Origin of the sequence: Bacillus sp. Root920, assembly GCF_001429445.1 — a bacterium.
GTDB classification, from domain to species: domain Bacteria; phylum Bacillota; class Bacilli; order Bacillales; family Bacillaceae; genus Bacillus; species Bacillus safensis.
Genome location: NZ_LMJV01000001.1, coordinates 833,493 through 851,563, shown reverse-complemented (window position 1 = coordinate 851,563; position 18,071 = coordinate 833,493). Strand labels below are relative to the sequence as shown.

The window sequence follows — 18,071 nt, the reverse complement described above, 5'->3', positions numbered from 1 at the left end:
CATTATGTACAACATGTAAGACTCTCACATCAAGCAGATTCATTAACTTATGTCAACACTTTTACCCCTCTGCTATTTCCTTTGGTCAATGATCATACTAAAATAAGTCATATACTGAAATGTGAGGTTCGATGTCATGAATCACTTTGGTGAACAATTACGCATTTTAAGAGAAAATAGAAAAATGTCGGTCAATCAGCTTGCCATGTATTCAGGTGTAAGCGCTGCTGGAATTTCTCGTATTGAAAATGGAAAGCGCGGTGTGCCAAAGCCTTTAACCATAAAAAAATTAGCACACGCCTTGAAGGTGCCCTATGAGGATTTAATGCTGCTTGCCGGTCATATTGAACAGGAACAAGTTCATGAAATGAAACCGAAATATGAGTCCATGTTAAAAATCTATCAAACGGCGCTTCAAAAGGATGTAGAACATCTCCCCATTTTTGACGGAAACAAATGGGAAAGGCTCTCCGCACAAGACATCAGCCAGCTGAATGAATACTTTCTCACGCTCATCGACCAAAAAAAGGCGAACAAATAGCGGGGCATAAACCTAATGTACATCCACCATTAACTAATGTCAATATTTTCATGGTGTGCTTATTGCCAATAGTCAACAAATCAAGTAAAATAGACATATCGAATCTATAACCATGTGAGGTTTTGCGTTGATGAACTTTGGTGCATATTTAAGAGCATTACGTGAGGAAAAGAAGCTGTCGGTGAACCAATTAGCGATGTATTCTGAGGTCAGCGCTGCCGGTATATCTCGTATCGAAAACGGGAAACGCGGCATTCCGAAACCTCCTACGATTAAAAAGCTAGCTGGTGCGTTAAAGGTACCTTATGAAGACATGATGCGGGCTGCGGGCTATATTGAGGAGGCCTCTTCTGTCCATCAGCACGAGGAAGATGATCTTTCTTTTTCCAAAATAAAGGAAGCCGCAGCGCAATATGAACTTGATGATCTCGAAATATTTGATGGTGACATATGGTCAACCCTTTCGAAAAAAGAAATAGAGGACCTCAACCGCTATTTGTTATTTATGTTAAACAGCCGTTCGTCCTCATAAATGTTTAAGCTTTTTGCGCCGATTTATGACAGATTTACGGTATAATGGGTTCAGATTGGAGTGAAGAAAGATGAATCAATCTGATATGTGCCCGCGGTTTGAAAAAGCAGTTGAGTTATTGAGTAAACGCTGGGTGGCACTGATTGTTTTTCAGCTTCTCTCAGGTCAGCAGCGCTTTAGTGAAATTGAGGCGGCTCTGACAAATTTAAGTGGAAGAGTTTTATCTGAGAGATTAAAAGAGCTGGAGGCAGCAGGTATTGTAAAACGGGAGGTTTTTGCTGAAACACCCGTGCGCATTGAGTATTCTTTAACAGATATGGGGTGTTCACTTGCACCCGTTTTTGAGGAAATTGCGAAGTGGTCCTCTGAATGGATCACGCTTGAATCATAAAATACCAGCATGCGAACCGCCTGATCATCATAAAACAACCTCCCTTACAGATGTAAGGGAGGTTTTGTCTTTTCAACCGCTTAAGCAGATGTGATGTTTTTTTCAGCTAACGCTTTTCTTTCCTTTTTCTTGTTTGTCGGGCTTAAATAGCGTTCGAGCCAGCCCATGACAAGGTCAGCCATAATAGCCATGAGTGCAGTTGGAATCGCACCTGCTAAAATGATAGCTGTTCCGTTTGTGGCGTTTGATCCTCTGATGATGATATCACCAAGTCCTCCCGCGCCCACAAATGTTCCAATCGCTGTAATACCGATGGCAATGACCAGTGCGGTTCTTAAACCAGCCATAATGACTGATAAAGCAAGCGGTAATTCAACCATTCTCAGCACTTGCCATTTCGTCATGCCCATCGCTTTACCTGATTCTAAATAAGCATGTTCAATGCTGACAATGCCCGTATACGTGTTTCTGATGATCGGCAGAAGCGAATACAGAAAGAGTGATAGGATGACTGTATTTGCGCCCAGTCCTAATACAAGCATCAATACGGAAAGCATCGCTAATGCCGGTATCGTTTGAATGACGTTGGTAACGGCGAAGATCCAATTGCTCAGCTTGCGGTAATGCGCGACAAAGATGCCTACTGGAATCCCGACAATCGCCGCAAATAACACCCCATACGCCGACATGAGAAAATGGCGATAAAATTCTTCTAACACATATGACCCGTTCTGCTGATAATACGTCCATAATTGCTGCAGTGTGTCCATCAGCCGTGACACCTCCCCATCTTACTCAAAGTAATTGTGTTTTTTCAGGAAATTCTTCGCAACGGTTGCTGGTTCTTGAAGCTCCCCGTCGACTTGATAGTTCAGCTCTTGCATTTGTTCTGTATCAATTTTTCCGATCAGCCTGTTGATCACCTTATCAAGCCCTGGATTTTCTTTTAAGACTTTCTCCGGGACTACTGGTGATGCATCATACGGCGGGAAGAACCGTTTATCATCTTTTAAGATTTTAAGGTTATAGGCCTTGATTCGTCCATCTGTTGAATAGGCAAGCACAATATCCATTTTTTCATTCTTTAGAGCATCATAGACTAAACCAATCTGCATCGGATACGTGCTGCCAAATTTGATTCCGTATGTTTTCACGAACCCGTCATAGCCGTCGCCTTTCTTTTTGAGCCAAATATTATCGACACCAAATCGGTAATTGTTCGCATTCTTTTTCAAATCAGAGACCTTTTCTAACTTATTTTCCTTCGCCATCTTCTGCGTCACAGCAAAGGCATACGTATTATCAAATCCATAAGAATCAAACCATTTGTAATCATAGCGCTTTTTAAATTCTTTTTGGACGATCTCCATGGCACGCTCCGGGTCTTTTTCCGCATCCATTCCAAGCGTGCTTGTTAAATCCGTGCCTGAATATCTTGTCGCAGAAATGTCGACATCTCCGTTTTCCATTGCTTTCTGCTGCACAGTGTTGGAGCCTAGGTTTTTCACAATAGTCGTCTTTTTATCTGTGTAATGTTCGATCATATCGCCAACCATATAGGCCATAATTTCTGATTCGGTAAAGTTTTGTGCTCCAATTCGCAGCGTGCCCCCTGAGGAGCCGGCTAGTCCAGGAAGTGAACAGCCGCTTATCAATAGCAAGCATCCGGCAAGCAGTGCACTGATCCATTTTGTTTTTCGATTCTTCACATAAGCCAACTCCTTATGAAACTTCCTTCAATCCTTTTAAGCCTTCTGGTGTTACTTTTTTCTCCAGCTTCATTAATGATAGGTCGATGATGACTGCTAAAATTGTGACTGGTATCGCACCCGCAATAATAAATTCCGGCTGATACAGCTGAAGTCCAATTAAAATGTAGTCACCTAGACCGCCTCCACCGATAAAGGCTGCAAGTGTTGTCCAGCCAATCAAATATATCGTTGACGTTCTGACACCTGCCATAATGACCGGTACAGCAAGCGGGAGTTCAACAAGACGAATTTGTTCCCATGTTGTCATCCCGATTCCTTTACCGGATTCAAGCAAGTTTTTGTTCACACCTTGAACCCCGGCATACGTATTTCTTAAAATAGGTAAAACCGAATAGAAAAAGAGAGCAACGATTGCAGGTATTTTCCCAACCCCCAAAATAGGAATAAAAAAGGCAAGAATCGCTAAACTAGGGAGTGTTTGAAAGATATTCACGATACCGATGATAAAACCTGCGCCTCGCTTCATTCGTGTGAGGACCACACCTAAAGGAACGGCAACGATAATACCAAGCACAACAGCAATTAAGGAAATATATAAATGCTCCCACATTTTTGTGAGGAGTTCCCCACCATTTTTCTCTAGAAAGTCGATGATTTGATCCATGTGTACACCTCCCTTACTTCATTTCAGTGACAGCCGCCGGCGTATCGTCTCCCCAAATGGAGTCGTACACAACATCTACAAGACTTGCACGTGTCACAATGCCTTTTAAGTGCCCTTCTGCATCCACAACCGGTACATATTTAATGCCGCGTATTAAGATTTTCCGGACAGTGTCTCTTAGAAGTGCGCCTTCTTGTACGGTATAGAACTCTGTATTTAAAATATCACCAACGAAAGCTGCTTTTCTGCGGTTCGCATCGATTGTTTCAATATCGATATAGCCTTTTAGCACATGATGTTCATCTACTACAAGCAAGGAATCGACCCGCTTTTCTCTCATGATGTAGATGGCATCTGTTAATGTTTTTTCAACTGTAACGGTGACTGGTGACGTGTTCATCATTTGTTCTACACGTTCCATATTAGGATTTGATTGAAGCAGACGTTCTTTGCCGATGAATTCTTCTACGAATTCATTGGCTGGATTCCGCAGAATATCGTCAGGCGTTCCTACTTGGACAATCTCTCCATCTTTTAAAATCACAATTCGATCAGCTAGTTTAATAGCTTCGTCCATGTCATGTGTGACGAATACGATGGTTTTATTTAATGTTTTTTGCAGTTTCTTAAATTCTTCCTGCAATGAATCTCGTGTGATTGGATCAAGTGCGCCAAACGGTTCATCCATGAGGATCAGAGGGGGTTCCGCTGCTAGTGCGCGAAGAACACCGATGCGCTGCTGCTGTCCTCCGCTGAGTTCATGAGGATAGCGCTCTAAATATTCCGGTCCCATGTCGACAAGCTTCAGCAGTTCACGTGCCCGTTCTTTTCGTTTTTCTTCCGGCCATTTTAACAGCTTCGGAACAAGTGAAATGTTTTGTGCGATGGTCATATGGGGGAACAGTCCAATTTGCTGAATCACATAGCCAATTTCTCTTCTTAATTGAACTGGATCTTTTTTCATAATGTTTTCTCCCTCGATAAAGATTTTTCCTGAGGAAGGTTCGATGAGTCGGTTAATCATCTTCATGGTTGTTGTCTTACCACAGCCACTCGGTCCAATAAAACAAATAAATTCTCCTTTTGCTATTTCTAAATCAATATTTTTGACAGCTTTTTTTCCGCCTTTATACGTCTTAGATACATTCTCTAGTTTCAGCAAATGAGACACCTCCATTAGTCGGATCAATATTTTCAGAAAATTTACACCTTATTTATTATAGTGCAAACTTTATAAAATAAAAAGTTTATGATGTGTTTGTATTGCATAACATTTATTTAAAATTTTCAGTTAACGGCCTGATAGATAGAGATCTCTCCTTTTTCCTCCAAATTACGAGCAAATACTCAATATTTATTGTTTTCATCAACAAACAGGTATATGATATATTGTGTTACAAATTGTCAGTCGTGAAGGGATGAATCGGGGAGTGGACAAGCAAGCGTTAGGTGCCATTCAAAAAGCACAGGATCATTATATTGAAAAAGCTGCCGAGAACATGAATGCCTTTGGTCTTTCTTCTACAGTGGGTAGAGTGCTTGGTATCATTCACATGAACCGTAAACCAATGACGCTTGGAGAGCTATCAGAGGCGACAGGCATGAGCAAAACGAGAATGAGTCAAGTCGTTCGAGAAATGCTTGATTTGAATATTGCGGAAAAGGTTTATGAAAAAGGAATACGTAAAGATTTATATGACGTTGAGCAAGATCAATACCAAACGTTTATTTCCTTGTTTGCAGCCAATTGGTCCCGAGTTGTCAGCAAAAACCGCAAGGCACATAAGAAAACGTGCAAGGAATTGCTGGAGCTGCTTGAACAGGACGACCTGCCAGAAGAGACAGAGGATAAAATCAATCTGCTTCTTTCAGAAATCAAGGAAAGTCTTGATTACTATGATTGGATTAGCCGCTTAATTGAATTCTTTGAAAGTGAAGAAGTGTTTAAGCATGTGCCGAAACCTTAAAAAAAGCTGTTTTATTTTACATCATTGTAGAAAAAAACAGCTTTTTTATATACACTTATTGCATAAACATTGGAAACATCCCTTTTAAGCCTGCACCGATCATTTCAACTGCCACTACAGCAAGAATTAATCCCATTAACCGCGTCACGACATTCATCTCTGTTTTCCCCATTTTCCGCATAATGAAACTTGAATAATGAAAGGCATAAAAGGTCATTGCCAGAACGATGACAATGCCGATTAAAATCGTAAACATGTGAAGCATCCCTTGACTTCCCGGGGTTAAACTCATCACTGTAGCGATTGTACCGGGACCAGCGATGATCGGAATCGCCAGCGGCGTAACGGAAACATCCGCCTTTTCTATGCTTTCTGCCTTTTCCTCAGAATGAGGATTTTGGACATGTGACTCCTTTGCATTCAGTAAATTGTAAGCGATACCAAAAATGAAAATACCTCCGGCGATGCGGAGTGCATGAATATCGATCCCAAACAATTTGAAAATGAGCCTCCCAGCCAATAGAAAGGCAACAAGAATAATGAAAGAGACCACAATGGCTTTTTTGGCTGTCTGGGAGCGTTCTTTCTCTGTATATCCCTCTGTTAAAGTGATGAAAAGAGGCACGTTTCCAATAGGGTTTGATACAGCAAATAATGAGACCACGACATGAATCATAAAGGAAATCAACAGACACCCTCCTTTTTTCATAGTGTCTGCCAATCTGATGTGAATATTCCCTTGTGATGTTAAAACCTGTATATATTTAACCGATGATAATGAAGGTTTAAAGAAAGGGGAATGACACATGAAGAAAACGATCACCATCATCCTTCTATCTGTGGCGGTTTTAGGAGCAGCCGGCTGGATGGTTTGGCAGCAGCAGACCATCAAAGCAGCTAAGGAAAAACATCAGCAAGAAAGCAAAACGAACGATGAGCAGCTTTTCGAAGTTAACATCAGATCAAGCGGATATGAAGCATGAAAACGAAGATCAAAAAAAGAAACTGTCTACCATCACCAAAAAGCTCAAAAACGAAAAGAAAGCCTATCAAAAAGAAGTCAAGCAGCGTAAAATACTTGAGGCAAAAATTGACCAGCTTCAAAAAGAGCTGACAGCAGCGAAAGCCACTGCTCAAGCGAATAAACAGAGCGCACAGGCTGCAAGGCAACCAACTGTAAAAAAAGATCCAAATGTCACTCACAATCCGCCCTCACAATGGGTACAGGATCAATATGATTGGGGTGTGAAACAAGGATATATTAAAGAATAGAAAGGATGAAAAAACATGATACACATTCGGCCATTGTCAGGTGATCAATCCGTCCCTATGGATCTTTTACTCTTAGCTGATCCTTCAAAGGAAAAGGTTCTTACTTATGTGCAATCCGGCTCTTGTTATGCCGCGTATCATGAACAGGACGTGATTGGTGTCTATGTGCTTTTATCTCTGTCTCAGCAGACAGTCGAAATCATCAATGTCGCCGTGAAGGAATCATGGCAAGGAAAAGGAATTGGGAAGCAGCTGATCCGCCATGCCATTGCTGAAGCGAAAGCCGCAGGTTTTCACACGGTTGAAATCGGCACAGGCAACTCGAGCATTCAGCAGCTCGCACTTTATCAGAAATGCGGCTTCCGCATGATATCTATTGACCACGATTTCTTTCTTAAGCATTATGATGAACCGATTTTTGAAAATGGCATTCAGTGTATGGATATGGTACGGCTGTCACTCACTTTGCAAGCAGACTGATGTTTTGTTCCGTCCGTCTGCTTTTTTATGTTCTGCGTTTTTTTACCACATGCTTCACATATTGAATGAAGAAATAAAGCACGGCGCCAGCTAAAAAGCAGACCACACATCCAAAGAGCGTCGCCTCTGAGCTGAATTGATACTCTTCAATTTTCATGATATAAAATGGCTTGCCAAACAATGTTGGGCTTGATTCAACATGATTGACCTCTAGCAGCAGTAAAAAAACAGGGGTCATAAACACAGCAAATACATACAGCATCGCAAGTGTTATACCGCTGGAAAACGAATGAAATACTTTGATCATCTCTTTCTCTCCTTCATCTCTTTTAAACTGGCTGTGATATTTTTTCCGTCAGGGCAAGCTGGATGCAGCATCACCGTATTCAGTAAAGAAAAAAACAGCAGCTGATGACTGACCGGATACTTCCATATCATAAAAAGCACAAGCGAACAAAGCACCGGAAAGAGCGGGCCTGCAAGTGCCACCATCATATTGAAGCTCGGCCGGACAAATTTCTCATGGACGACCGCCACATGCTTCCAATCAATCGTTATCACAAAATCAAAGAGCGGCCTTTTTTCGATTTTGTTACACAACATGATCATCAGCATATGACCGAGTTCATGTATCACCACAACCGCTAGGAAACTACACACAAGCTCTATCATCGCAAGACAGGCCTCTTTAACATGACCGTATATATGCAGCTATAAAATGCAAGTGAACCTAGCAGATAAGCAGTGGCGAGAAGATACACATCTGATGAAAGCCACTTCAATAAAAGCATATCGATAAAGCTGAATACAGCAATCATCATCACGATGACAAACAGTTTATTAAACTCACTGATCTTCACGATAAACCCTGTACAGGCCGCCATGGCAGTGATCAACAAAATGGACAAACTTGCGAGGCCATGACCTTCACTTTCAATACCTATCACCATAGATGCAAACCCAATAAACACAAAATATATCAACAAATTAATAGCGTAATAAAATAAAATTCTCGACAATAAATAAGCACCCTTTGATGTATTTAACATAAAGATGGCCCTTTGATTCATATGATATTCTCTGCCAATCATCAGTGGAAGCATGATCAATATTTCCTTTAATGCATACTGCACAATAAAGGCATACATCCAGCCGGTTTCTACCGGTGTAAAAACAATAGGCAGCCCCGCAGTCAAACAAACGAGAAATAAAAACAAAATGCCCTGTTCTTTAAAAACAGCTGACCGGCTGAAATAGACCAATTCCTGCCGCAGGTGCGTCAGAAAGGAAGATTGCGTTCTAATTTTCTTGTAAGAAAACGACTTTACCTCTGTTTTCAGCTGCAAAAACATCTGATGGACATAAGAAGCCGCTAACCCCTTCAGCCATAGCCAGCCAGCGCTTAGAAGGATCACGAGAAATATGAGATAGACTGATGGCCATACTCGGATCATCTCCATTGCTTTTTGAAAAAGGAGAAACACCAATAGATTCAGCACCGCAAAGCCGAGCGTTTGCAGCAGTAAATGCTCTTTTGTTTTTGAGACGAAATGGCTCACAGCAATCCGCATCATCATCCAAGAAGCAAGTGCAAGCAGCGCCAGTACACAGCAAGTCATGCATACAGCCGTTATCCAATACAAAGATGGCGTAATACCGCTGATCAAAAGGCCTAAGACAATCGGTAAAAAAAGCAGCCCTACCATGAGAAAACAAAAGAGCATCGGATAGAAATACACACAAAGGACAAATGGCACACTTTGTATCGCACTATTCAAAAAGTAGAATTGATATTCCTGGCGCTTTAATTTATTGCGGGATAACACAATACCTGCACCTAGAAGTAAAAGCGTCATTTTCATCAATTGGAGGTATAAAGCAGCCGGCTCACTTTCTCCTGCCTGCATGAAAAAGCGAAGGCTGATGACGACATATATCGCATACATGAGCAAGAAAAAAACCACGGCTGCGAGAAGCTGTATAGGGTACTTTTTTGCGAGCTGCTTTCCTTTCGTTGTCAGCATTCCCCATTCTATTTTATGAAGAACGTGTCGTGTCCAGATCATTGAGCAACCTCTCCACCTGCATATAGTAATCTCGATTCACTTCTTTATAAATCTCTTCAAGTGCCTGATGAGGAAATGTCTGAGTCGTTTCTTGGCGGGACATATCCAGCTTGACGTCCCCATTTCTTAAGATCATGAGATGGTCATAAAGCGTATCACCAAAGCTCAAATGATGGGTTGAAATGAGAATGCCAGCGCCTTGATCTCTCAGCTTCATGAGCACCTTTTTTAAGATGATCATCATATCTGGATCAAGACCGTTCGTTGGCTCATCGAACACATAATAATCACATGGCCTGAGGAGCTGTGAAATGATCTGCGTTTTCTTTTGATTGCCATGAGACAGCTGAGCGATAGGCTGATCCATATAAGAACCCAGCTCAAACAGATCGATGAACGTCTCTTCCCGTGTGACATCTTGCTCATTTGGCAGCTGAAGTAATTGAAAGTATTCCCTCGGTGATAAATAATCGAACAACGAATGCTCGTCAGGAATATAGGACACATGTTTTTTCAACAAGGAGATATGTTCTGAGGATTGAAGATTCAGCTTTTTACCATGTAAAGTGACGCATCCTTTAAATGGCGTCAGCCCAAACATGGATTGGATTATCGTCGTCTTTCCCGCACCATTATGCCCCAAAAGCAACAGCATCTGCCCTTTCTCGACATTCATTTGAATATTGCGGAGAGAGAAGGTGCGGCTATATGTTTTTTCTTTTAATCGTAATGTCAGCATCATATCCCTCCGTTTGTTTCAGATAGAACAGATGCCCTTGCATCTGTTCTCATCCCTGTTAAAAACCGCACTGGATTTTAACATACATGCCTAATAATTTGAACTCACCTAAAAATTTGGAGCCTCGTCCAAAGGTCTTGCATGCCCAAATCAATGCTCCAAGTGAAATAATGCCCAATATAGCGGCAAGGACATAAATCCAAAATGCGTTTTTCTGTACATTCTTAGAAGTTAGAATTCGTTGCTTCCTTTCATCATATGCCGCCAATAGGTGAAGAACATACATATATACACCTACTGGAAAACGAAGGCTAAAAGTATTCAGCATCTCATCACCCCCTAATATATGTAAAATGATACCACCCCCTTACAGAAAGCATAAGTTCATTTCAGATCATATTTTTAGTCGATTTTTCATGATTTAGTGCTTATAAATGGAGGGGATTTTGCTTTTTTCTCTAACTGAAGGAGGATTTTTTACAGAAATAGGATAAGTCAAATGAATTAGCCAGCGGATTTCGCTTAACACAAAAAAACGCTGCGCCCCGCTCTCATGAAAGAGCGGAACGCAGCGCATAGCTGACATTATTTATTCAAGTTATAGAATGTTGCAATGCCGTGATATTGTGCTGTTTCAGCCAATTGATCTTCGATGCGAAGTAATTGGTTGTATTTCGCCACACGGTCCGTACGAGACGGAGCACCTGTTTTGATTTGTCCAGCATTTGTTGCAACAGCGATGTCTGCAATCGTGCTGTCTTCAGTTTCACCAGAACGGTGAGAGATAACAGCTGTGTATCCTGCGCGTTTTGCCATTTCGATTGCATCAAATGTTTCAGTTAATGTACCGATTTGGTTTACTTTGATCAGGATTGAGTTACCAACGCCGTTTTTGATTCCTTCAGATAGCTTCTTCGTATTTGTAACGAATAAGTCATCTCCTACTAGCTGAACCTTGCTGCCAAGGCGCTCAGTTAATAGTTTGTGACCTTCCCAGTCGTTTTCATCAAGGCCGTCTTCGATAGAGATGATTGGGTATTTCGATACCATATCTTCATACCAATCAACCATTTCAGCAGATGTTTTCACAACACCTTCGCCTGATAAATGATATTTACCGTCTTCTTTGTTGTAGAACTCAGAAGATGCAGCATCCATTGCAAGTTTCACTTCTTCACCTGGTTTGAAGCCAGCTTTTTCGATCGCTTCAACGATTGTTTGAAGTGCTTCTTCGTTAGAACCAAGGTTTGGAGCGAATCCACCTTCGTCACCTACAGCTGTGTTTAAGCCTTTTGCGCTTAATACAGATTTCAGACTATGGAAGATTTGAGCGCCCATGCGAAGTGCTTCACGGAAGTTCGGTGCACCTACAGGCATAATCATGAATTCTTGAATGTCTACGTTGTTATCCGCATGCTCTCCGCCGTTGACGATGTTCATCATCGGTACTGGAAGCGTTTTGGAGTTGAATCCACCAAGGTATTGATAAAGTGGGATTTGTAAGAAATCAGCAGCCGCACGTGCTACAGCGATAGATACGCCAAGGATTGCGTTTGCGCCTAATTTCCCTTTGTTTTCTGTTCCGTCAAGTTCGATTAACATTTTGTCAATCGCTACTTGTTCTGTTACATCAAAGCCTAAAAGCTCTGGTGCAATGATTTCGTTTACGTTGTTTACAGCTGTCAGAACACCTTTTCCAAGGTAACGGTCTTTGTCTCCGTCACGTAGTTCTACTGCTTCATATTCACCAGTAGAAGCACCACTTGGAACAAGCGCACGGCCAAAGCCGCCAGATTCTGTGTAAACTTCTACTTCAACTGTTGGGTTACCGCGAGAGTCTAATACTTCGCGTGCATATACGTCAACAATGTATGGCATCGTTATTTCTCTCCTTTTGAATCAATTTTTTTATTTCTGAATTAATGATGTTCCTGTCATCTCTTTTGGTTTTTCAAGACCAAGTAAGTCTAAAAGCGTTGGAGATAGATCAGCTAAAATGCCGCCTTCTCTAAGCGTCGCACCTTTTTTCGTCACGATGACTGGTACAGGATTCGTTGTATGTGCAGTATGCGGCTTTCCTTCTTCGGTAATCAGCACGTCTGCGTTACCGTGGTCTGCCGTGATGATGGCATGTCCGCCTTTTGCCAGGATTGCGTCGACTACAGCTCCTAAGCACTCATCTACTGCTTCAATGGCTTTGATTGTTGGCTCGAGCATACCTGAATGACCAACCATATCCGGGTTAGCAAAGTTCAGAATGATCGCATCATGCTTGTCAGCATTGATGTCTGCAACAAGTGCATCCTTTACCTCGTAAGCACTCATTTCCGGCTTGAGGTCATAGGTGGCTACATCTGGTGAATTGATTAAGATGCGGTCTTCACCAGGAAATTCTTCTTCACGTCCACCGCTCATAAAGAACGTGACATGAGGATATTTCTCTGTTTCAGCAATCCGCAGCTGTTTCAATCCGTTTTGAGAAAGCACTTCTCCTACCGTGTTATCCAAATTCACTGGTTTGAAGGCAACATAGCCATCAACCGTTTCACTGAAGTGTGTGAAGCAGACGAAGTGTAAATTCTTCGGATGAGCTTCTCCGCGGTCAAACGAGCGGAAATCTGCATTTGTGAAAGTGTTCGAGATTTGGATGGCACGGTCTGGACGGAAGTTATAGAAAATCACAGAGTCGCCGTCGTTTACTTTGGCAACCGGCTCACCATTTTCTCTCGTAATGACAGATGGAATAACGAATTCATCGTAGATTCCATTTTCATAGGAGTCATCAACGACATCATAGATGTTTTGATAGCTTGGCCCTTCACCATATGCCATCGCACGGTACGCTTTCTCCACACGATCCCAGCGTTTGTCACGGTCCATTGAGTAATAGCGTCCTGAAAGTGTTGCCACTTCACCGACACCGATTTCTTTGATTTGTTCTTCCAGCTGTTTCAAGTACACTTTGGCTGTCTTCTGACCAACATCACGTCCGTCCAAGAAACCATGAATGTATACCTTTGTTAAGCCTTCTTTTTTCGCCAGCTTCAGCAGGGCAAAAAGATGCTGGATGTGACTGTGCACACCACCGTCTGACAAGAGTCCAAATAAATGAAGTGCCTTGTCATTCTCTTTTGCATACGTCATTGCATCTAGGAACGTTTCGTTTTTCTCAAATTCCCCTTCACGAATGGCAACATTCACCCTTGTTAAGCTTTGATACACAATGCGTCCTGCACCAATGTTCAAATGCCCAACTTCAGAGTTCCCCATTTGACCTTCCGGTAGACCTACTGCCTCACCTGAAGCCGTTAAGGTTTGATGCGGAAATTCGTTCCAGTAGCGGTCAAAGTTCGGTTTTTTTGCTTGTGCGACAGCGTTACCGACTGTTTCGCCTCTTAAACCGAACCCGTCTAAGATGATTAATGCAGCTGGTTTCTTACTCATATTGACCTTCCTCCAATAATTGAACGAAAGACTGAGGTTCTAAGCTTGCGCCGCCTACCAAAGCACCGTCAATATCGGATTCTGCCATATATTCTTTAATATTTGCCGGCTTCACGCTTCCGCCATATTGAATGCGAAGGCTGTCTGCCGCTTCTTGACCAAATTCGCTTGCAACGGTTTGGCGGATGTGTGCGCAAACGTCGTTTGCATCTTTCGCTGTAGAAGATTTTCCTGTACCGATAGCCCAGATTGGCTCATATGCAATCACAGATTCAGCGACTTGCTGCTTCGTTAAACCAGCTAGTGCTTTCTTCACTTGATCAGCGACAAGTTCATTTGTTTTGCCAGCTTCACGCTCTTCAAGCGTTTCACCTACACAAATGATTGGAACGATGCCATGCTTGAATGCAGCATGTGCTTTTTTGTTCACTGTTTCATCTGTTTCAGCAAAGAATTCACGGCGCTCTGAATGCCCAATCACTGAATAGCCGATGCCTAAATCTTTTAAAGCAGCAGGGCTGATTTCACCAGTGAATGCACCATTTTCTTCAAAGTGCATGTTTTGTGCACCAATTTTAAGGTCTGTTCCGTTTGATAGGCTGTTTAGCTTTTCAAGGAAAAGAGCTGGCGCGCAGACAATGGATTCCACTTTGTCAGGAGATGGAATAGATGACTTGACTTCTTCAACGAAGCTGACTGCTTCGCCAAGTGTTTTGTTCATTTTCCAGTTCCCAGCTATAATTGGTTTTCTCATGATTGACACTTCCTTATAGCAGTTTTGGTCTTATTTATCGTTTAATGCAGTAACACCAGGAAGTTCTTTGCCTTCCATAAATTCAAGTGAAGCGCCGCCGCCTGTAGAAATATGGCTCATCTGATCGGCAAGACCAAATTTCTCAACAGCTGCTGCTGAATCTCCACCACCAATGACAGAATATGTATCTTTTGCTTCTGCCAGTGCTTCTGCGATAGCTTTTGTTCCTTTAGCGAATGCATCGATTTCAAATACACCCATTGGTCCGTTCCAGACAACAAGTTTGCTGTTTTTAATAACATCAGCATACTTTTCTCTTGTCTCTGTTCCAATATCAAGTGCTTCTAGATCACTTGGAATTTCAGAGATTGGCACAATGCTTGTATTCGCATCATTTGAAAAGTCGTCGGCTACCAGAACATCTGTTGGAATCAGGAAGTTCACGCCTTTTTCTTTTGCACGGTCCATAAAGGATTTCGCTAAATCGACTTTGTCTTCTTCTAATAGAGATTTCCCTACCTCGTGGCCAAGTGCTTTCACAAATGTGTAAGCAAGTCCGCCGCCGATGATGAGGTTGTCCACTTTATCAAGAAGACTTTCAATCACACCGATTTTATCCTTTACCTTTGCGCCGCCGATAATCGCTGTAAATGGGCGATCAGGATTTGAAATGGCTTTCCCTAAAACCTCAAGCTCTTTTTGCATGAGGAAGCCTGAAACAGCCGGAAGATAAGCTGCAATACCAGCTGTCGATGCATGTGCACGGTGTGCAGCACCGAACGCATCATTGACATACACATCGGCTAAATCAGCAAATGCTTTTGATAATTCAGGATCGTTCTTTTCTTCACCAGGATAGAAACGAACGTTTTCAAGCACTAGCACATCTCCTTCTTTTAAGTCAGAGATTTGCTTTTTCACGTTGTCGCCGTAAGCTTCATCTGCCTTTTTCACTTCTTTTCCAAGAAGCTCTTGCAGACGTTTTGCCACAGGTGTCAGACGCAGTTCTTCAGTAACTTGACCCTTCGGACGACCCAAATGACTAGCTAGCAGTACCTTTGCGCCTTGTCCTGTTAAATACTCAATTGTTGGTAATGCTGCGCGGATACGAGTATCATCCGTCACTTCTCCGTCCTTCATCGGAACGTTAAAATCTACGCGGCAGAACACAACTTTACCTTTTACGTCAATGTCTTTTACTGATTTCTTATTCATGCTCGTCAGGAGATCCTCCTTTATTCTGGTTTCCTTACGCATTGGACAAGACTCTCTTTATCCTTTTCCCATTTTGCCCTCATCAAAACGAGAAATCGTGCAGAACGGATAAAAACAGAGAAAAAGGGAAAGGGATGCTTCCCCTTCCCTTGTCCGTCTTCATTATATCGTGTCTCTAGGAAAGAACCAAGTGAGTTCCTTCAGTGTGAGAAATTAAAGACCTTGTTTTGCAATGTAAGCTGCAAGGTCAACAACGCGGTGAGAATATCCGCTCTCGTTATCGTACCAAGAGATTACTTTCACCATGCTGCCTTCCATTACCATTGTAGAAAGAGCATCGATTGTTGAAGAGTTTGCATTACCATTGTAGTCACCAGATACTAATGGCTCTTCGCTGTAGCCAAGGATTCCTTTAAGTTCTCCTTCAGCTGCTTCTTTAAGTGCTGCATTTACGTCTTCAGCTGTTACATCTTGGTTTAATTCAGCAACAAGGTCAACTAAAGAAACGTTAGGTGTTGGAACACGCATAGCGCCACCGTTTAATTTACCTTTAAGTTCAGGCAATACAAGTGAAACAGCTTTCGCAGCACCTGTAGAAGTTGGGATGATGTTTTCCGCAGCTGCACGAGCACGACGGTAGTCTTTGTGCGGAAGATCAAGAATTTGCTGGTCATTTGTGTATGAGTGAACAGTTGTCATCATACCGCGTTTGATACCAAATTTATCGTTAAGTACTTTTGCAAATGGAGCTAAGCAGTTTGTCGTACAAGATGCATTAGAGATGACATCGTGGCTAGCTGCATCGTATTTGTCTTCGTTTACACCCATAACGATTGTGATATCTTCTTCGTTAGCAGGAGCAGAGATGATGACTTTTTTAGCGCCAGCTTCTAAGTGTTTCGCAGCGTCTGCACGTTTTGTGAAGAATCCAGTAGATTCAACAACGATTTCTACGCCTTGTTTACCCCAGCTTAATTTCGCAGGGTCACGCTCAGCTGATACTTCGATTGTTTTACCGTTCACTACTAAGTTTGTACCGTCTACAGAAACCTCTGCATCTAGTTTTCCGTGAACAGAGTCATATTGTAAAAGGTGTGCAAGCATGTTAGCATCTGTTAGATCGTTAACCGCTACTACCTCAACTTCAGGATTATTTAATGCTGCACGAAATACGTTACGTCCAATACGTCCAAATCCGTTAATACCGACTTTTACTGCCATGATGTTTCCTCCTTTTATAGGTCACAATGTTTTATATTGAGGGATCAATTGACTCCCTTAATAACTCTTTTGCGGCTCCTTCGTCTGTGACGAGAACCGTTCGGCGCGGTTTTTTGAAATAAGCTTCAATCGCCCCCGCCTTTGATGATCCACCTGCAACAGCAATGATGTGTGGAATGCTTTCTAGATCATCTAGCTGCATGCCGACGGAGTGCACTTTGTGTACGACCTCACCATCACGATTAAAGTAATAGCCAAAGGCCTCTGTCACTGCGTCATGCTCATCAATCTTCTTTAAATCTTCAGCTGGTGTATTTCGTCTCATCGCCATTGTTTTTGCTTCACCAATACCATGAATGAGCATCGTGGACGATTTAATCGTTTGAAGCACTTCTTTGACGGACGGCTCTTCAATAATGGAAGAGTAAGCACCTTCTGACAGCTGCCCTGGAACAAACAGCAGTTTGTAAGTACCGGAAGCTTTTTCAGCCATGTGGGCACAAATGGTGTTTGCCTGATTTTTTACATTCTCCCCAAGACCGCCTCTCGCAGGGACAAACATCGTATCGCGGTTTTTGGCATCAGGGGTCATCATTTCGGCAACGGCTTCCATCGTCGTTCCGCCAGTGACGGCGACGATATTATTTCCAGTAAACCTTTTTTTCATGCATTGGACAGCAGCTCTTCCCATTTCTTGCTTCACCCACGGGGATTCGTCACTGTCTCCAGAAACGATCATGACTTCTTCCAGGCCTAACTTTCTCTTTAATGTATTTTCCAAAAAGGTTAAACCTAAAACGTCCTTCATCATTCCTTCAAGCATTTCAAGCAAAGCGTGACCCTCACTCGTCAGCATCATACCGCTCGTTTTCACATCCAGCAGATTTTGTTCTTTTAAAAACTGAACTTCAGCACGTAAGATGCGCTCACTGAGACCAAGACTTGTCGCAAGACTTCTGCGGCCAATCGGTTCAGCTAATCTGATGTACTGCAAAATGTCGTAGCGTTTTTGCATAACAATGAGAAGATCTGGCAATAATTTTTTTTGAGCTTCCAATAAACGATTCATGGCT

General features: G+C 42.3%; 23 protein-coding genes. 7 read left to right on the top strand and 16 right to left on the bottom strand.

What is annotated here, in order from left to right; translation table 11 throughout:
* Nucleotides 1–136: 136 nt before the first annotated feature.
* The 3 genes from ASE42_RS03930 (at nucleotide 137) to ASE42_RS03920 (ending at nucleotide 1,464) form a co-directional block, all read left to right on the top strand.
* Complete coding sequence (locus ASE42_RS03930; protein ID WP_024423483.1) at nucleotides 137–541, top strand: helix-turn-helix domain-containing protein; 405 nt, start codon at nucleotides 137–139, stop codon at nucleotides 539–541.
* Nucleotides 542–671: 130 nt separating this feature from the next.
* A complete protein-coding gene (locus ASE42_RS03925; RefSeq protein WP_034621495.1) occupies nucleotides 672–1,073 on the top strand; it encodes a helix-turn-helix domain-containing protein in 402 nt (133 codons plus the stop codon).
* A 70-nt stretch (nucleotides 1,074–1,143) separates the two neighbouring features.
* Complete coding sequence (locus ASE42_RS03920) at nucleotides 1,144–1,464, top strand: winged helix-turn-helix transcriptional regulator (RefSeq protein ID WP_034621492.1); 321 nt, start codon at nucleotides 1,144–1,146, stop codon at nucleotides 1,462–1,464.
* A gap of 80 nt (nucleotides 1,465–1,544) precedes the next feature.
* Here ASE42_RS03920 and ASE42_RS03915 read toward each other — a convergent pair whose 3' ends face one another.
* The 4 genes from ASE42_RS03915 to ASE42_RS03900 are packed head-to-tail and all read right to left on the bottom strand — an operon-like array spanning nucleotide 1,545 to nucleotide 5,002.
* Nucleotides 1,545–2,234, bottom strand: a complete 690-nt coding sequence (locus ASE42_RS03915) for an ABC transporter permease (RefSeq protein WP_024423486.1) — start codon at nucleotides 2,232–2,234, stop codon at nucleotides 1,545–1,547.
* Nucleotides 2,235–2,255: 21 nt separating this feature from the next.
* Complete coding sequence (locus ASE42_RS03910; RefSeq protein ID WP_056765774.1) at nucleotides 2,256–3,173, bottom strand: osmoprotectant ABC transporter substrate-binding protein; 918 nt, start codon at nucleotides 3,171–3,173, stop codon at nucleotides 2,256–2,258.
* Nucleotides 3,174–3,186: 13 nt separating this feature from the next.
* Nucleotides 3,187–3,840 carry an ABC transporter permease gene (locus tag ASE42_RS03905; RefSeq protein WP_025094045.1) on the bottom strand — a complete coding sequence of 218 codons (654 nt, stop codon included), beginning with the start codon at nucleotides 3,838–3,840 and terminating at the stop codon, nucleotides 3,187–3,189.
* Nucleotides 3,841–3,853: 13 nt separating this feature from the next.
* A complete protein-coding gene (locus ASE42_RS03900; protein ID WP_025094044.1) occupies nucleotides 3,854–5,002 on the bottom strand; it encodes a betaine/proline/choline family ABC transporter ATP-binding protein in 1,149 nt (382 codons plus the stop codon).
* A gap of 268 nt (nucleotides 5,003–5,270) precedes the next feature.
* Here ASE42_RS03900 and ASE42_RS03895 point away from each other — a divergent pair, with 268 nt between their 5' ends.
* A complete protein-coding gene (locus ASE42_RS03895; RefSeq protein ID WP_024426065.1) occupies nucleotides 5,271–5,807 on the top strand; it encodes a GbsR/MarR family transcriptional regulator in 537 nt (178 codons plus the stop codon).
* A 55-nt stretch (nucleotides 5,808–5,862) separates the two neighbouring features.
* On the opposite strand, the gene ASE42_RS03890 is transcribed toward ASE42_RS03895, so the two are convergent.
* Nucleotides 5,863–6,495: a MarC family protein gene (locus ASE42_RS03890; protein ID WP_024423491.1), complete on the bottom strand. Its 633-nt coding sequence runs from the start codon at nucleotides 6,493–6,495 to the stop codon at nucleotides 5,863–5,865.
* 118 nt (nucleotides 6,496–6,613) lie between these two features.
* Here ASE42_RS03890 and ASE42_RS19165 point away from each other — a divergent pair, with 118 nt between their 5' ends.
* Genes ASE42_RS19165 through ASE42_RS03880 form a run of 3 tightly spaced genes read left to right on the top strand, consistent with a single transcriptional unit; the run spans nucleotide 6,614 to nucleotide 7,559 of the window.
* Nucleotides 6,614–6,790, top strand: a complete 177-nt coding sequence (locus ASE42_RS19165; RefSeq protein ID WP_235566674.1) for a hypothetical protein — start codon at nucleotides 6,614–6,616, stop codon at nucleotides 6,788–6,790.
* Nucleotides 6,741–7,079 carry a hypothetical protein gene (locus ASE42_RS03885; protein ID WP_235566672.1) on the top strand — a complete coding sequence of 113 codons (339 nt, stop codon included), beginning with the start codon at nucleotides 6,741–6,743 and terminating at the stop codon, nucleotides 7,077–7,079. Before ASE42_RS19165 ends, ASE42_RS03885 begins: the two co-directional genes overlap by 50 nt.
* Nucleotides 7,080–7,094: 15 nt before the next feature.
* A complete protein-coding gene (locus tag ASE42_RS03880; protein ID WP_056765773.1) occupies nucleotides 7,095–7,559 on the top strand; it encodes a GNAT family N-acetyltransferase in 465 nt (154 codons plus the stop codon).
* 25 nt (nucleotides 7,560–7,584) lie between these two features.
* On the opposite strand, the gene ASE42_RS03875 is transcribed toward ASE42_RS03880, so the two are convergent.
* From ASE42_RS03875 to ASE42_RS03825, 11 genes are all read right to left on the bottom strand, one after another.
* Nucleotides 7,585–7,866 carry a hypothetical protein gene (locus ASE42_RS03875; protein ID WP_056765772.1) on the bottom strand — a complete coding sequence of 94 codons (282 nt, stop codon included), beginning with the start codon at nucleotides 7,864–7,866 and terminating at the stop codon, nucleotides 7,585–7,587.
* A complete protein-coding gene (locus tag ASE42_RS03870; protein ID WP_044333909.1) occupies nucleotides 7,863–8,231 on the bottom strand; it encodes a metalloprotease family protein in 369 nt (122 codons plus the stop codon). The genes ASE42_RS03875 and ASE42_RS03870 overlap by 4 nt, the downstream gene beginning before the upstream one ends.
* On the bottom strand, nucleotides 8,228–9,625 hold the full coding sequence (locus tag ASE42_RS03865) for a hypothetical protein (protein ID WP_056765771.1): 1,398 nt from the start codon (nucleotides 9,623–9,625) through the stop codon (nucleotides 8,228–8,230). Before ASE42_RS03865 ends, ASE42_RS03870 begins: the two co-directional genes overlap by 4 nt.
* Nucleotides 9,597–10,364, bottom strand: a complete 768-nt coding sequence (locus ASE42_RS03860; RefSeq protein ID WP_056765770.1) for an ATP-binding cassette domain-containing protein — start codon at nucleotides 10,362–10,364, stop codon at nucleotides 9,597–9,599. Before ASE42_RS03860 ends, ASE42_RS03865 begins: the two co-directional genes overlap by 29 nt.
* Nucleotides 10,365–10,422: 58 nt before the next feature.
* Nucleotides 10,423–10,692 carry a hypothetical protein gene (locus ASE42_RS03855; RefSeq protein WP_056765769.1) on the bottom strand — a complete coding sequence of 90 codons (270 nt, stop codon included), beginning with the start codon at nucleotides 10,690–10,692 and terminating at the stop codon, nucleotides 10,423–10,425.
* A gap of 257 nt (nucleotides 10,693–10,949) precedes the next feature.
* Nucleotides 10,950–12,242, bottom strand: a complete 1,293-nt coding sequence (eno, locus tag ASE42_RS03850) for a phosphopyruvate hydratase (RefSeq protein WP_003212752.1) — start codon at nucleotides 12,240–12,242, stop codon at nucleotides 10,950–10,952.
* 30 nt (nucleotides 12,243–12,272) lie between these two features.
* Nucleotides 12,273–13,808, bottom strand: coding sequence for a 2,3-bisphosphoglycerate-independent phosphoglycerate mutase (gene gpmI, locus ASE42_RS03845; protein WP_024423499.1), 1,536 nt, complete (start codon nucleotides 13,806–13,808; stop codon nucleotides 12,273–12,275).
* On the bottom strand, nucleotides 13,801–14,562 hold the full coding sequence (gene tpiA / locus ASE42_RS03840; protein WP_017359213.1) for a triose-phosphate isomerase: 762 nt from the start codon (nucleotides 14,560–14,562) through the stop codon (nucleotides 13,801–13,803). The genes gpmI and tpiA overlap by 8 nt, the downstream gene beginning before the upstream one ends.
* A gap of 30 nt (nucleotides 14,563–14,592) precedes the next feature.
* Nucleotides 14,593–15,777, bottom strand: a complete 1,185-nt coding sequence (locus ASE42_RS03835; RefSeq protein ID WP_024426073.1) for a phosphoglycerate kinase — start codon at nucleotides 15,775–15,777, stop codon at nucleotides 14,593–14,595.
* A 213-nt stretch (nucleotides 15,778–15,990) separates the two neighbouring features.
* Entirely contained in the window at nucleotides 15,991–16,998 is a 1,008-nt protein-coding gene (gene gap / locus ASE42_RS03830) for a type I glyceraldehyde-3-phosphate dehydrogenase (protein ID WP_007500174.1), read from the bottom strand.
* Nucleotides 16,999–17,029: 31 nt separating this feature from the next.
* Complete coding sequence (locus tag ASE42_RS03825; RefSeq protein ID WP_024423502.1) at nucleotides 17,030–18,067, bottom strand: sugar-binding transcriptional regulator; 1,038 nt, start codon at nucleotides 18,065–18,067, stop codon at nucleotides 17,030–17,032.
* Nucleotides 18,068–18,071: the final 4 nt, after the last annotated feature.

What these genes read in the sequence shown, in the direction of transcription:
- ASE42_RS03905 (WP_025094045.1), bottom strand. Translation starts at nt 3,840, where the DNA reads ATGGATCAAATCATCGACTTTCTAGAGAAAAATGGTGGGGAACTCCTC.
- ASE42_RS03870 (WP_044333909.1), bottom strand. Translation starts at nt 8,231, where the DNA reads ATGATAGAGCTTGTGTGTAGTTTCCTAGCGGTTGTGGTGATACATGAA.
- ASE42_RS03825 (WP_024423502.1), bottom strand. Translation starts at nt 18,067, where the DNA reads ATGAATCGTTTATTGGAAGCTCAAAAAAAATTATTGCCAGATCTTCTC.
- ASE42_RS03835 (WP_024426073.1), bottom strand. Translation starts at nt 15,777, where the DNA reads ATGAATAAGAAATCAGTAAAAGACATTGACGTAAAAGGTAAAGTTGTG.
- ASE42_RS03885 (WP_235566672.1), top strand. Translation starts at nt 6,741, where the DNA reads ATGAGCAGCTTTTCGAAGTTAACATCAGATCAAGCGGATATGAAGCAT.
- tpiA (WP_017359213.1), bottom strand. Translation starts at nt 14,562, where the DNA reads ATGAGAAAACCAATTATAGCTGGGAACTGGAAAATGAACAAAACACTT.
- ASE42_RS03875 (WP_056765772.1), bottom strand. Translation starts at nt 7,866, where the DNA reads ATGATCAAAGTATTTCATTCGTTTTCCAGCGGTATAACACTTGCGATG.
- ASE42_RS03925 (WP_034621495.1), top strand. Translation starts at nt 672, where the DNA reads ATGAACTTTGGTGCATATTTAAGAGCATTACGTGAGGAAAAGAAGCTG.
- ASE42_RS03860 (WP_056765770.1), bottom strand. Translation starts at nt 10,364, where the DNA reads ATGCTGACATTACGATTAAAAGAAAAAACATATAGCCGCACCTTCTCT.
- gap (WP_007500174.1), bottom strand. Translation starts at nt 16,998, where the DNA reads ATGGCAGTAAAAGTCGGTATTAACGGATTTGGACGTATTGGACGTAAC.
- eno (WP_003212752.1), bottom strand. Translation starts at nt 12,242, where the DNA reads ATGCCATACATTGTTGACGTATATGCACGCGAAGTATTAGACTCTCGC.
- ASE42_RS03915 (WP_024423486.1), bottom strand. Translation starts at nt 2,234, where the DNA reads ATGGACACACTGCAGCAATTATGGACGTATTATCAGCAGAACGGGTCA.
- ASE42_RS03855 (WP_056765769.1), bottom strand. Translation starts at nt 10,692, where the DNA reads ATGCTGAATACTTTTAGCCTTCGTTTTCCAGTAGGTGTATATATGTAT.
- gpmI (WP_024423499.1), bottom strand. Translation starts at nt 13,808, where the DNA reads ATGAGTAAGAAACCAGCTGCATTAATCATCTTAGACGGGTTCGGTTTA.
- ASE42_RS03930 (WP_024423483.1), top strand. Translation starts at nt 137, where the DNA reads ATGAATCACTTTGGTGAACAATTACGCATTTTAAGAGAAAATAGAAAA.
- ASE42_RS03880 (WP_056765773.1), top strand. Translation starts at nt 7,095, where the DNA reads ATGATACACATTCGGCCATTGTCAGGTGATCAATCCGTCCCTATGGAT.
- ASE42_RS19165 (WP_235566674.1), top strand. Translation starts at nt 6,614, where the DNA reads ATGAAGAAAACGATCACCATCATCCTTCTATCTGTGGCGGTTTTAGGA.
- ASE42_RS03865 (WP_056765771.1), bottom strand. Translation starts at nt 9,625, where the DNA reads ATGATCTGGACACGACACGTTCTTCATAAAATAGAATGGGGAATGCTG.
- ASE42_RS03920 (WP_034621492.1), top strand. Translation starts at nt 1,144, where the DNA reads ATGAATCAATCTGATATGTGCCCGCGGTTTGAAAAAGCAGTTGAGTTA.